Annotated in this window: 10 protein-coding genes and 1 pseudogene; all 11 read left to right on the top strand. The window is 39.0% G+C overall.

The window, feature by feature from the left end; translation table 11 throughout:
* Nucleotides 1-38: 38 nt before the first annotated feature.
* A complete protein-coding gene (locus tag PARC_RS09390) occupies nucleotides 39-443 on the top strand; it encodes a TonB-dependent receptor (protein WP_010552875.1) in 405 nt (134 codons plus the stop codon).
* Nucleotides 444-591: 148 nt separating this feature from the next.
* The gene (locus PARC_RS09385) at nucleotides 592-1,866 is read left to right on the top strand and encodes a family 16 glycosylhydrolase (RefSeq protein ID WP_007583007.1); all 1,275 of its coding nucleotides are present in this window, start codon (nucleotides 592-594) and stop codon (nucleotides 1,864-1,866) included.
* A 4-nt stretch (nucleotides 1,867-1,870) separates the two neighbouring features.
* Nucleotides 1,871-3,556 (top strand): sodium:solute symporter family protein, encoded by a 1,686-nt coding sequence (locus PARC_RS09380; protein WP_010552874.1) that lies wholly within the window; start codon nucleotides 1,871-1,873, stop codon nucleotides 3,554-3,556.
* Nucleotides 3,546-4,760 (top strand): glycoside hydrolase family 117 protein, encoded by a 1,215-nt coding sequence (locus PARC_RS09375; RefSeq protein WP_007583011.1) that lies wholly within the window; start codon nucleotides 3,546-3,548, stop codon nucleotides 4,758-4,760. The genes PARC_RS09380 and PARC_RS09375 overlap by 11 nt, the downstream gene beginning before the upstream one ends.
* Complete coding sequence (locus PARC_RS09370; RefSeq protein ID WP_010552873.1) at nucleotides 4,753-7,038, top strand: FAD-dependent oxidoreductase; 2,286 nt, start codon at nucleotides 4,753-4,755, stop codon at nucleotides 7,036-7,038. The genes PARC_RS09375 and PARC_RS09370 overlap by 8 nt, the downstream gene beginning before the upstream one ends.
* A 14-nt stretch (nucleotides 7,039-7,052) precedes the next feature.
* Nucleotides 7,053-8,201 (top strand): annotated as a pseudogene (locus PARC_RS09360) (lactonase family protein).
* A gap of 9 nt (nucleotides 8,202-8,210) precedes the next feature.
* Nucleotides 8,211-8,795 (top strand): RNA polymerase sigma factor, encoded by a 585-nt coding sequence (locus PARC_RS09355; RefSeq protein ID WP_007583017.1) that lies wholly within the window; start codon nucleotides 8,211-8,213, stop codon nucleotides 8,793-8,795.
* A gap of 2 nt (nucleotides 8,796-8,797) precedes the next feature.
* Nucleotides 8,798-10,348, top strand: coding sequence for a LamG-like jellyroll fold domain-containing protein (locus PARC_RS09350; protein ID WP_010552870.1), 1,551 nt, complete (start codon nucleotides 8,798-8,800; stop codon nucleotides 10,346-10,348).
* Nucleotides 10,349-10,412: 64 nt separating this feature from the next.
* Nucleotides 10,413-12,731: a beta-galactosidase gene (locus PARC_RS09345; protein ID WP_010552869.1), complete on the top strand. Its 2,319-nt coding sequence runs from the start codon at nucleotides 10,413-10,415 to the stop codon at nucleotides 12,729-12,731.
* Between the two features lie 143 nt (nucleotides 12,732-12,874).
* Nucleotides 12,875-13,072: a hypothetical protein gene (locus tag PARC_RS09340; protein WP_007583024.1), complete on the top strand. Its 198-nt coding sequence runs from the start codon at nucleotides 12,875-12,877 to the stop codon at nucleotides 13,070-13,072.
* 141 nt (nucleotides 13,073-13,213) lie between these two features.
* A complete protein-coding gene (locus PARC_RS09335; RefSeq protein WP_010552868.1) occupies nucleotides 13,214-13,417 on the top strand; it encodes a hypothetical protein in 204 nt (67 codons plus the stop codon).
* Nucleotides 13,418-13,456 lie beyond the last annotated feature (39 nt).

The following is a 13,456-nucleotide window of genomic DNA, read 5'->3' as shown; positions in this document are numbered from 1 at the left end:
CCAAATTTGTATGCAAATAGCATAACATTTCTTTCTTAATGGGTGGCCAAAATCACTGTACCACTACATATACACCAGAGCACAGCTACAACGTAACAGGTTTTTGGGAAAAAGACGGACACCAAATTCGTTTAGCGTATCAAGGCACTACAGATCAACTTGTACAACGCTCATGGGAAAACGGATCGCTGTGGGAAGAAGGACGTAAAACACTCGATTTTTCTGCAAGTTATAAAGTAAATAACTACATGACTGTATCGTTACAGGTAGCTAACGTAACTGATGAAGGCGTAAGACAATACTTTACCAGTCGTTTCTTAAATGCTGGTGGCCAAACGTTTTCTGAAGGCAGCCCGCTTGAAGGCGATGCAACTAAATCACGTACTGTTTACGCATATAAAACAGGCCGGACATTGAGACTTAATACCCGTATTAATTTCTAAATTTTTAATCTAATAAAAAGCCCGCAGCATTTCTGCGGGCTTTTTTATTTTTTTAATAAAAATTGTGTCATTTTGATTTCTCAAGACAATACCTAGCATGAAATAAAACTTATAACTCGTTAGATAAAACAACAATAAAGGGTAAAACATGTTTAAAGTATTTTCTAAATGTACGCTGGCAACAATAGTTGTCACATCGTTTTTTGCTGGTGCTGATCAACCACGCGAACTTGACTCCTCAACATGGCAATTACAGTGGAATGATGAGTTTAATTATGCGAATGCTGAATTAGATAAAAACTGGGTCTCTCAAAATGGGCCGACAGAAAACCCATGGGTATTAAGTAGTCGCTGGCGCGATAATGCACAAGTTAAAGACGGAATACTGCACTTATTAGCGAAGAAAGAACCTCGAGGTGGCCAAGACTGGACGACAGGTAATATTTGGTCAAAACGCTCATTTCATTATGGCTACTTTGAAGCTCGCTTTAAATATGCCGGTGCCTATGGCACGAATAACTCATTTTGGTTTTGGCCAAAACAAGGGGTTAAAGATGGCTTAAAGGCATGCGAGATTGATATTAATGAAGGCCATTTCCCTAATATAATTAATACCAACGTACATAACTGGACCGATACTTATACACTACCAAATGGCCGTGTTACTCACAGTGATAACCAGTTACACCACACTTTAATCGGCAAGCCTGATCACACTGTTGAGTTTAACAAGCCAGTTAAAACTAAAAAAATACGATTAACATCGACTAATCCTACGTCTCTTCATATTTCTGAATTTAGAGTCTTTGCGCCTAGCGCTCAATACCCTGATGCATTTGACGAAGAAAAAATAAAGAATATAAGTAATTTAGCGCAAGCTGACGATGTTTCTATAAAAACGAATGGGTTATTTAATAAGTTAATATCAGAAGAGTCTTTTGCTATTGATGGTAATCCGCAAACACGCTGGGTGTCAGAAAAACATGGTGAAAAGTTTTTAGAACTCAGTTGGGATAAGTCGCATGAAATTGGCGCTATTCAATTTATTAATGGTTGGCTGCAAGAGCATGGTGTTGATAAAGGTGCTTATCGCAATTTAATTTCCGATTACAACATCGAGTATCACGATGGAGAGAATTGGAAAAAAATCACCTCATATAATGCCGCTGACGTTGCTGATTTTTCAAAAGAGTTTCATACCTATGGACTTGAATGGAATAAAGATTACTTTAATTTTTATTTTGACGGTGAACTCTATTACACAATGAGAAATGATGTCTGCTTTAGTGAAACAACGATGTTATTTAGTTTAGCTATTTTAAAAGCGGCGATTGCAGGTCCTGTAAGTGATGATATTGATGGTACCAGCATGGCAATAGATTGGGTTAGGTACTACACCCGAAAAGAAAATAGCGAGGACTAAGGCTATGCATATTATTGATATAAGTGTAGTCGTTATATTTTCTTTATTGATCATTGGGTGTGGCTTAAGTTTTTCTGCTGCTGGAAAGAATATGAAAAGCTTTTTCTCTGCGGGAGGTGCGCTACCTTGGTGGATGAGCGGGTTGTCACTGTTTATGAGTTTCTTCTCGGCAGGTACATTTGTTGTATGGGGAGCTATTGCATATAAGCATGGCTGGGTGGCGATTACTATTCAATGGACTATGTGTTTAGCAGGGGTGTTGATTGCTTTATTTATTGCGCCTAAATGGCAGAAAACCGGTGTATTAACCGCAGCCGAATTTATTAAGCAGCGCCTTGGCTTAAATGTACAAAGAACTTATACCTATATTTTTCTCTTAATTGCGAGCTTTTCGACTGGTGCTTTTTTATATCCAGTGGCAAAAATAGTTGAAGTCGCTACGGGTTTATCTCTTGAATATACCGTCATCATTTTAGGACTATTGATCTTAGCCTATACCGCTGTTGGCGGTTTATGGGCGGTGATAATTACCGACATTTTGCAATTTGTGGTGCTCACTGCAGCGGTATTAATTGTGGTACCGCTATCATTTGAGGCGATTGGCGGCATTGAGAACTTTATCGACAAAGCACCTGATGATTTTTTTAACTCAGTAAATGATGAGTATTCATGGGAGTTTATCTTTGCCTTTGGGCTCTATAACTTATTTTTTATTGCTGGTAACTGGTCTTATATTCAACGCTTCACCAGTGTGAAAACACCAAAGGATGCAAAAAAGGTTGGGGGACTATTTGCGATTCTTTATCTTATTTGCCCAGTAGTTTGGATGTTAGCCCCGATGATTTACCGAACGATGAACCCCAATCTAGTTGGGTTTGAAAGTGAAGGGGCTTATTTGCAAATGTGCAAAGAAGTATTGCCAGTAGGGATGCTTGGATTAATGCTAGCAGGAATGGTATTTGCGACATCAAGCTCAATTAACACGTCTTTAAACATCGCCGCAGGTGTTATCAGTAATGACATATATAAAAATATAAAACCAGATGCTTCCCAAGCTACGCTAGTTAAGGTCGGTCGAATTGCAACTGGCGTACTCGGTCTAATTACGATTATTGTTGCGTTACTAATTCCCTTACTTGGTGGTGTAGTTGAAGTGGTAATGACCATGGCTGCGCTCACTGGTGGACCGTTGTTTTTGCCACCCATTTGGTTGCTTTTTTCTCGTTATCAAACTGGGAAAACGATTTTAATAACCACTATTTTTAGTTTACTGGTGAATGCTTTTTTTAAGTTTGTGAGTCCTTGGTTATTTGATTTTAGCTTAGATAGAGCGCAGGAGATGATGATGGGGGTGTTATTTCCTGTATTGATGCTGACGGTATTTGAGTTGTACTTAAGAGCACAAAGAAAAACACCTGCGTGTTATGAAAACTACTTAGTCGAATTAAGCCAAATTAAACCGACGGCCGAATTAATAACTCCAGAAAAAAGCGCGGATAACAATCATGGTATTCGAGTTTTAGGGTTTGGTATTCTCTCTACTGGCGCGATTATGCTTTCGTTGGCCGCAATTGCAACTACCGGAAAAATCGAAATAACAGTAATAAGCATTGGCATTTTTATATTAGGGGGTGTTTTAGTTTTTAAGTTTAGAAGTAAGGCAGTAAAGGTACGTATCAATGAGCAATAGCAATAACAAATTAAAGCAGCAAAGTTACCCATGGGATATTCCAGCTAAAAAACCAGCACGAGAATTGAGTGCAGCAATGTCGAGGTTGTATGACAATTATTTAACCCCTCGTCCGGAAGACAACCCTTTATTTACTAGCTTTAAGTACACTGAGCTCACTGGGTTTAGCTATCATAATAATGATGGGACTATTTCAAGACGCGACCCATCTAAAATTATCAAAGTTGATGGTCTTTATTATGTTTGGTACACAAAACGGTGCACTCAATTCCCACCAAAAGGGGCGCAGCGCTGTAATGAGTTGACTCCCTCCACTGATTGGGATTTATCCGAAATTGGCTATGCCATCAGTATTAATGGATTTGACTGGGTTGAACAAGGTATCGCCGTCACTAGGCCCAAGCACCCGCAGTTAGGTTGGCGCTCGGTTAGTACACCAGATATCTTGATTTATGAAAATAAATATTATCTTTATTATCAAGCCTTTAATGAAGCTAGCGGTAAGAAAGGTGATCATTGTCCGGTAACACTATCAGTTGCCGATACGCCAGATGGACCGTGGTTGCCACATGGCGAGGTTATTATTGAAAATGGTGAGCCGGGAAGTTGGGATCAATTCTCGATTCATGACCCTTATTTATTAATTTATAACGGAAAAATACATTTATACTATAAAGCCGCCTACGGAGATAGACCCGATTACTTAGTGGGTAATGGCTTGGCAACCGCGAATAATCCTTTTGGGCCTTTTGATAAACACCCTCTGAACCCTATTTTAAACTCAGGCCACGAAACTACTTATTTTCCGTTTAAATCAGGAATAGCTGCTTTTACTATCAGAAATGGCAATGAAAGTAACACCATTCAATATTCACCTGATGGGGTGAACTTTTCGATTGCCGCGGTGACATCCCTCATGCCAATTGCAGCAGGTCCTTATGTTGCCAATGCATTTGACTGTGAAAGCAAATCAAACGGGATTGAGTGGGGCTTGTGCCACTTTTCAGACAAACAAGCGCGCAATAAACACAGTTTTTTAGCCAGATTTGATTGTAGTTTAATGGTAAATGAGCTTGAAAAAGAATTAAAAGTTACGGATGTACCTCACCAGCCTAGTGTTTATTTTGCGCAGTCATTAAGCCCAGAATTAAAAAATAAACGCTCATATCAAAAACAAGAAAAAGAGATCAAGAGTTATGATTAAGCAAAACTTTAATGAAGCTGCACGTGAAAATAAGAAACAACAATTAAATACTCAGTTTGTTGTTGCCGGTGGTGGCTTAGCAGGTACATGTGCAGCAATCAGTGCGGCGCGAGCGGGTAGCAAGGTTGTGTTAATTCAAGATCGTCCCGTACTCGGTGGTAATGCGTCAAGTGAAGTAAGATTATGGGCGTTGGGGGCAACATCGCATATGGGCAACAATAATCGCTGGTCACGTGAGGGTGGGGTTATTGATGAGATCATGCTGGATAATCTTAAGTTAAACAGACATGGTAACCCATTAATTTTCGATACCATTTTGCTCGACAAAGTGATTGCCGAAAAAAATATTACCTTGTTGTTAAATACCTCTGTGTTTGATGTAAATAAACAGCACAGCACTAAGATTGCCAGTGTAGAGGCATTTTGCAGTCAAAATTCTACTCATTACATTATTAGTGCGCCGTTATTTTGTGATGCGACCGGCGATGGCCTTGTTGCGTTTAATGCTGGAGCGGGGTTCAGAATTGGTGCTGAATCAAAAGCAGAGTTTGGTGAGCTGTTAGCATCTGATGAAGAGAACATGGAGTTGCTTGGCCATACATTATTTTTCTACAGTAAAAAAATGGATCAGCCTATTAGTTACAAAGCTCCTGATTTTGCTTACTCGTATGAACAAATAGAAGCGATACCTCGCTGTAAAGATATTGCCGGAAGTGACTCTGGTTGTAAGTTTTGGTGGATAGAATTTGGCGGAATACGCGATACTATTTATGAAACTGAGGATATTAAATGGGAGCTTTGGAAACTCGTTTACGGAATTTGGGACTATATAAAAAATAGCGGCAGGTTTGATGATGTCGAAAATCTAACCTTAGAATGGGTAGGTACAATTCCTGGCAAACGCGAAAGCAGGCGCTTTGAAGGGGAATATATGATAAAACAGCAAGATATTATTGAGCAAACCCAGTTCAATGATGCTGTATCTTTTGGTGGATGGGCGATTGATATTCACCCCGCTGAAGGCATATACAGCGAACGACCTCCTTGCTCTCAATATCATTCAAAAGGGGTTTACCAAATACCGTACCGCTGCTTTGTTAGCCGTGATATAGAAAATTTATATTATGCAGGACGAATAATCAGCGCAACACATATGGCGTTTGGTTCAACACGAGTTATGATCACCTGCGCACACGGCGGACAAGCGGTGGGGGCAGCTGCTGCTATGTGTAATAAACTCAATATCACACCCAAAGAGCTATTACAGCCAGAACACATAGCACAGTTACAGCAAAACCTGAATCTAAATGGCCAAAGTATCCCTGGGATTCGTTTAGATAAGCACAATAATTTAGCAGCCCAAGCCTCTATTACTGCATCGAGTGAATTAGTGTTCAATGGTTTTCAACCTAGCGGCAGTAGAATGCAATTAGATTCATCGTGTGCACAGTTGGTTGCTTTTGCAAAAGGCCAAGGACCAACAATTAGCATAACGGTTTTTGCTCATAAAGAGACAGAGCTAACGTGCCAATTACGCACTAGTATCAAGCATGAAAACTATACGCCAGATGTTATAAATAAAACTATCAGTTTGTCTGTCACAGCGGGCGAAAGTACGCTCGAGTTTGATTTTAGTGATTGCAGCTTAGAGATGCAGTACGGGTTCATTTGTTTTTTACAAAACAGTGATATAGAGCTTGCTACCACAGAGCAGCTTATTACGGGCACTATGGTTGTGTTCAATAAAGTTCACAAAGCGGTATCAAATAAAGGCAAACAAACAGTACCTGAAAATAGTGGTCTTGAAGAGTTTGAATTTTGGACACCAGCGCGGCGGCCAAACGGTCAAAATTTGGCAATCGGTATATCTCCCGCCATTCATAATCACCAAGCGACGCAGGTAATTAACGGCTTTGTGAGGCCTTGGCTACAAACGAATGCATGGGTTGCTGATTTAGCAGATCCATCGCCAACCCTAAGGTTAGTATGGCCAGAAAAAGTAACGATGAGGCAAATAGTTCTTTATTTTGATAGTGACTTTGACCATGCGTTAGAAACCGTATTAATGGAGCATAACGAAGACCAGGTACCTTATTGTGTGCAAACCTATACAATTAAAACAGATTCTGGTGAGGTAATTGCACACGTTACGGGTAATTATCAAAGTATTAATAAAATCGATTTAGTAGAGCCTATAACAACGCAACACTTGATACTAGAATTCGCTCATCCATCTAAAAATGTGCCTGCAGCACTGTTTGAAATTCAAATTAAGTAAAGGGAATTGAATAAATGAGTTTATGGCTAACAGGATTACATATACGACTTGAAAAGTGCGCTCAGCTGTTTGTTTTTATATCCTTTATTTTTTGCCTTGGTGGTTGTCAAAGTATCAGCGATGAACAATCTCGACTTAATTATTTTTTAGTCGGCAGCTACACAAATGAGCCTGATCAGGGCGTTTATTTAGTTTCTTATAACGAAAGTGATGATCTATTAATTAACGAACGCGTCGTTGTATCGGCAACCGATCCAAGCTATCTAAATTGGCAACCGACAATAAATAAATTGTATAGCATTGGCAGAGGACTTGATAAAAAATCTGTTATTAACGTGTATGACTGAAAAAGTAACGCGTTTACAAAGCTTAAAACGTACCCGATTGAAGGAAAAGGGCTATGTCATATTAATATTTCGGATGATCGCCAGCAGTTAGCTGTTGTAAATTACACGACAGGTAATAGTGAACTGTTTAATATTAATAAGGCAGGATTATTAGTATCACGGGGTCAATTTATTAATACAGGAAGTAGTATTACGCCCAGACAACGAAGTGCTCATTTACATTTTTCGGGGTGGGATAAGCAAAGTGGCTATCTGTATTTGACGGATTTAGGTACAGACGAGATTATTGTTTTTGATAGCTTAAAAAGTGATTTTACGCCAGTACACCGCATTGAATTAACGCCGGGGGATGGGCCTCGCCATCTTGCTTTTCATCAGGCTAAAAAATTAGTGTTTAGCTTAAATGAATTGAGTAACAGTATTAGTATCTTCAAAATATTACAAAATGGTGCGTTATTACACGTTTCAAAAACAAATATAATGCCCGCAAAAGTTGACGAGCAACAAAACCTTGCATCGGCAATTCGTATTTCTGAGGATGGTCGCCATGTTTATGTGGCTGTGCGCGGTGAGAATGCAATTTATGGTTATCAATTAATGGCAGAAGCCCGACTACAATTAATTAATAAAGTCTCAAGTGGCGGTTTACATCCTCGTGATTTTAATTTTTCAAAATCACAAAAACAGTTATTAGTGGCTAATCAATATAGTAATAATGTTGTGATTATTAAGCGTGATTTAGCATCTGGGAAGTTATTTACGACTCAAAGTCAATTGCAAATTGACGCACCATCTTACGTCAGTTATTTCAATTAGGACTCTGATTTGAAAGAAAATATAATATCGTTAGATGGTAAAAGTGATGGTTCTATAATTGACGATATATTACAAGGCAATGTTGCTGCATATTCTCTGTTAGTTGAGCGTTATCAGTCTGCTGTGAGGGCCTTTTTAGTTATTCGACTAAATACCCCTCACGAAGCAGAAGATTTAGCACAAGAGACCTTTATTATTGCTTTTAAAAAAATCGCTGAGTTTAACAGTGAAAGTTCCTTTTTAGCTTGGTTGAGGGGGATTGCTGCTTATTTATTAAAAAACCATCAACGTAAACACCGAGCTGTGGCATTAGGCAGCGCTGATGAGTTAGAGCACTTAATAAATCAACACATTGATGAAAATATCCATGAAGGGGTCGAGCTTGATATGTTTGATAATTTAACTATTTGCCTTGAAAAATTAAGCGAGAAAATGCGCAATTTATTAACTGAACATTACACATTAGGCGTTTCATTGGCTGAGCTATGTCGAAAATATGAAGATAAACATTCTACTATGACTATGCGCTTATTTAGAATTCGTCAATCATTGAAAACATGTATTGATAAAAGAATACAGCAGCAGCAACGGTGAGCATGACTGAACAAATGACGAAGCACCAACAACAGCTATTAGCCGCGTATTTGGCTGGCGAAGATGTTGCCGACGAATTGCTTGAAGCCTGTCAGCATGATGTTAATTTACTTGCACAAGTGAGTAAATATGTGACGAGTGAACGTTTATTAAAAGCACATCATCAATCGGATACGCGACCAGACAATTTTACCCGCAGTGTAATGGCAAAACTAAGCGAGCAACAAAAAACGATTCGGCCGAAAAGTACAATGAGCTGGTTTTCAAGCCCGTATGCGCTTGCTGCAAGTATTATGCTTTTTGTCAGCGTTATATTTTTGGCAGAGCACTTGGACTACACAAATAAGTTTGCTGAAGTCACAAAAATGACTGCTTCGCATAACGCTAATTTTTCTGTTGGCAGTCAATTAGGTCAAGGAGATATTATTCTTGAGCATGGTTACAGTGAAATTTTACTCGAAAATGGCGTGGTACTCGTTTTAGAAGCGCCGGTTAAAGTGAATTTGCAATCCAGAGATAAAGTAACGCTTCATCATGGTAAGTTAGTGGCCCGAGTACCACAAAATGCAATTGGCTTTAGAGTTGATACCCCAAGTTCAGAGATAATAGATTTAGGCACAGAATTTGGCGTCGAAGTGTCTAATAGCGGTGAATCTCAAGTACATGTGCTCGATGGTGAAATAAAAGCGCGTGGCAATAAAACGCAGTCTTATCAACATGTGAAAAAAGATCAGGCATTAGCGTTTGATTTAAATCATCAAATTACCAGCTTTGTTAGCGTACCTTCTGATTTTATGCGTGTATTACCTGGAGACTCAATAGAAGAGCCTCACTTATTACATTGGTCATTTGATGATAAGCAGCAACATAATTATCTCTCCAGCGGCCGTGGTATTGATGGTCAGCAGTATGTAGCCAAAGATAAATCACCCATTGATGAACAGTTAACAGAGGTAGCGGGTGTATATGATAAGGCAATTAGCTTTAATGGTGAAAATAATTGGTTAGAAACACAGTACCCAGGTGTTGGCAGTGATAACCCCAGAACGGTCGCCTTTTGGCTCAAAGTGCCTAGTGATTTTTTACCGGAAAATGCATACGGCATTGTGAGCTGGGGATTACAGCAAGATTATTCAGCGTGGCAAATTTCCCCTAATCCAGAGTCAATTGACGGGCCTTTAGGTAGGATCAGAATAGGGACCTATAATGCTCAAATTGTGGGTAATACCGATCTGCGAGATGATGAGTGGCACCATATTGCAGTGGTTTTATACGGTGGACTAAAGAGTAACTTAGCGACACATGTTTTGCTATATGTTGATGGTAAGCTTGAAAAAACGCAGAAAAAGTCAATCGCTAAAGTCGCAACAAATTTACAGCACCCAGCCTCTCGGCCACTGACGATAGGAAAAAATATTGGTTACATAGAAGGCGCAACACATGAGAAGCAAATGTTCTTTAAAGGCGGACTCGATGAGCTTTATGTAGTAGAAGCGGCGTTGAATCAACAGCAAATAATTCAACTAATGACTCATAACCAGTTAAATGAATAAAAATATGTGTCAGAGTGCGTTTTCATAACATTACCTATTACTCGTTAAAGTATAAGGTAATAAAATGAATAAAATAATTAGATGCTTATCTATCTTTGTATACTCAACGTTAGTTTTAAGCGGTGAAGGTGTTGCAAGGGAATTTGACTTGCAACACGATAACAAGACTATTTTAATTGACGATTTTGAGCACGCTAGTAACAGTTATAAACTAACAAATAAAAATATAAAAACGACACAAGTAATTAAAAATAAAAATAAAGCATTAGAGCTTTCGTTTTCCACTAAGCATAAATTCTCTGGGATCACACTCAAACCGAATAAGTTATGGGATCTGAGTGTTTTGGGCAATAGCGCTTTATTTTTCGATGTTTCAAACGTAAGCGACTTTCCAGTGATGCTCAGTGTGAATATCACAGGTAAAGATAAACAAGTCCAAAGACGTACAATTGGGCTAACAACTAACGAGCACGCTACATTATATTTTGAGCTCAACTCCCAGACTTTAAATGTTGATACAGGACTCAGGGACACTCCTGCTAGCTTTAAAACAACCGCACGAAAAATGATCTTGAGAGGCGCTAAACTCAATGTAGATTTTAGCCAAGTTGAAAGTATCGCTATCTATACAGAAACTCAAATAAATCCAACGGCTGTAACCGTTGATAATTTACGATTCGAAACGATACCCGATGCAAAACCAGATTTTTTAACAAACATCGTCGATAAATTTGGTCAATCTACACAGGTCAACTACCCGTTAAAGGTCAGCTCTGAACAACAATTAAGAGCAATCGCAAATAAAGAGTTAAATGATTTGTCGAAAGTAACCCCGCGGGCGGATAGAAGTAAGTTTGGCGGTTGGAAGCAAGGGCCTAAGTTAAAGGCAACAGGTTTTTTTCGTACGGAAAAAGTAAATGGCAAATGGGCGTTAGTTGACCCCGAAGGTTATTTGTTTTTTTCCTCAGGTATTGCCAACGCGCGAATGGCTAACACAACAACATTTACAGGTGTAGATTATCGCGATGATGCGGTCAGAGCGCGTGACCCTGATGATGTAACGCCAGAAGATTCAAAGGGTTTAAATAGTAATTTAGCTAAATATCAAAAATCAGCCTACATCGCTTATCCAGATCGAAGAGCCATGTTTAATTGGCTACCACAGTATAATGATAAGTTGGCAAATCACTATAGTTACAAGCGCTCATCTCATCTTGGACCAATCCAACATGGGGAAGTTTTTAGCTTTTACCAAGCAAATTTAGAACGTCGTTATGCTCAGCAATACCCAGATTCTTATATTGATAAATGGCGCGAAGTAACCTTAAAAAGAATGCAAGATTGGGGCTTTACTTCATTTGGGAATTGGACCGATGTTAGTTTTTATAACAATCAACAAGTTCCCTACTTTGCGAATGGGTGGATCATCGGCGACTTTAAAAGGTTGAGTTCTGGTTTTGATTATTGGGGAGCCATGCCTGACCCTTTCGATCCTGAATTTGTTAAAAGAGCGAACATAACCACTCAAGTTATTGCCCAAGAAGTACAAAATAACCCTTGGTGTATTGGGGTGTTTATTGATAACGAAATGAGCTGGGGAGGAGAGGGCTCAACAACCTTACGTTATGGCATTGTACTTGATGCACTATCTAAAACGACTGCGAATAGCCCGACCAAATCAGTGTTCAGTGATATGTTAAAACAAAAGTATAAAACCATTAGCCAGCTAAATAAGGCATGGCATAGAAATATTAAGTCATGGGAAGTATTTAATAATACTGGCGTTAACTATAAAAAAGACAGTAATTTTAATAACGCTATGATTGCCGATTTGTCGTGGTTGTTAACTCGTTTCTCCGATGAATATTTTAAGGTTGTAAATCATTCTTTAAAATCAGTATTGCCTGACCATTTATATATGGGCGCGAGGTTTACTTCTTGGGGGACATCGCCAGAAGCTCGCTGGTCTGCTAAGAAGTATGCCGATGTGATCAGTTATAATTATTATCGTGAAGGACTAGACCCGATGACATGGGATATGTTGAAAGAACTAGATATGCCTACGATTATTGGGGAATTTCACATTGGTTCAGGTGATACTGGTCAACCGAATCCAGGCATTATCCATGCTGCTAATCAACGCGATCGTGCTGATATGTACAAAACCTATATGAAAACGGTTATTGATAATCCGTATTTAATTGGTGCTCACTGGTTCCAATATATCGATTCGCCAATTACCGGTCGGGCGTATGATGGCGAAAATTATAATGTTGGATTTGTAACAACAACAGACATTCCCTACCCAGAGTTAGTTGAAGCGGCTAAACAAGTTCATAAATCTTTGTATCAGCAGCGTTATGGTGATGTGGAAATTAAATAAACTCATTTAACTGCCCTCATCGATGACTTTAATTGGCATTGTTGTTGGTATTCTTTTGATGATAACTCGGTGTGTTTTTTAAATACCGTTGAAAAGTACGCTGAGTTATTAAATCCTACCGCATAGGCTTCAAGGTAATCACGATGAATATCATCGCTACTCAGCGAGAGTTTGATAACTTTTGTTTTCGTGATGGCGCGCGTGGTTATTTTTCATATGGTAAAGCAGAACAACAGGCTTACCCTTCTCAAAAGATGGAGCGAGACTTTAAACACTATGCTGAACACGAAGGGTACTTAGTGGATACACTTGCGACTCAAGCCAGTCATTTTACTGATTAATCAGTCGCCAAATAAACAACCTTTCTTTGCTGTATTATCGCTTTCAGCGGTTCATAGGCCGAGTAAGCAACGGATGCTGCTTAAGCTCAGTTTGCACATTTTATAGGCGAGGGGGAAATATTAGCTGCGACGAATTTTGCTATGGATCGCCCGATTGTTGTCGTATTAGATAAGCTTAACGTACTTAAAGTTAGTGATAAAACTCTAGGACATATCTTGGTTGATACATTACCTGCTAAACAAGCGAAATTAGCAAAGCTTTGGAATGAGTGGAATAAACACAATACGAATAATGTATTGCAGCAACCATGGGAATACAAAGTACAGATAGATAAGTTTTTTTGAGCAGTTAAATAAGCAGAATATTGAATTGGTAAAACAAGC

The sequence above is a fragment of the Pseudoalteromonas arctica A 37-1-2 genome, assembly GCF_000238395.3.
Classification (GTDB): domain Bacteria; phylum Pseudomonadota; class Gammaproteobacteria; order Enterobacterales; family Alteromonadaceae; genus Pseudoalteromonas; species Pseudoalteromonas arctica.
This window is presented reverse-complemented; position numbering and strand designations above follow the sequence as displayed.

Coding starts and splice junctions, on each gene's coding strand:
- PARC_RS09390 (WP_010552875.1), top strand. CDS start 39: ATGGGTGGCCAAAATCACTGTACCACTACATATACACCAGAGCACAGC.
- PARC_RS09385 (WP_007583007.1), top strand. CDS start 592: ATGTTTAAAGTATTTTCTAAATGTACGCTGGCAACAATAGTTGTCACA.
- PARC_RS09380 (WP_010552874.1), top strand. CDS start 1,871: ATGCATATTATTGATATAAGTGTAGTCGTTATATTTTCTTTATTGATC.
- PARC_RS09375 (WP_007583011.1), top strand. CDS start 3,546: ATGAGCAATAGCAATAACAAATTAAAGCAGCAAAGTTACCCATGGGAT.
- PARC_RS09370 (WP_010552873.1), top strand. CDS start 4,753: ATGATTAAGCAAAACTTTAATGAAGCTGCACGTGAAAATAAGAAACAA.
- PARC_RS09350 (WP_010552870.1), top strand. CDS start 8,798: ATGACTGAACAAATGACGAAGCACCAACAACAGCTATTAGCCGCGTAT.
- PARC_RS09345 (WP_010552869.1), top strand. CDS start 10,413: ATGAATAAAATAATTAGATGCTTATCTATCTTTGTATACTCAACGTTA.
- PARC_RS09340 (WP_007583024.1), top strand. CDS start 12,875: ATGAATATCATCGCTACTCAGCGAGAGTTTGATAACTTTTGTTTTCGT.
- PARC_RS09335 (WP_010552868.1), top strand. CDS start 13,214: ATGGATCGCCCGATTGTTGTCGTATTAGATAAGCTTAACGTACTTAAA.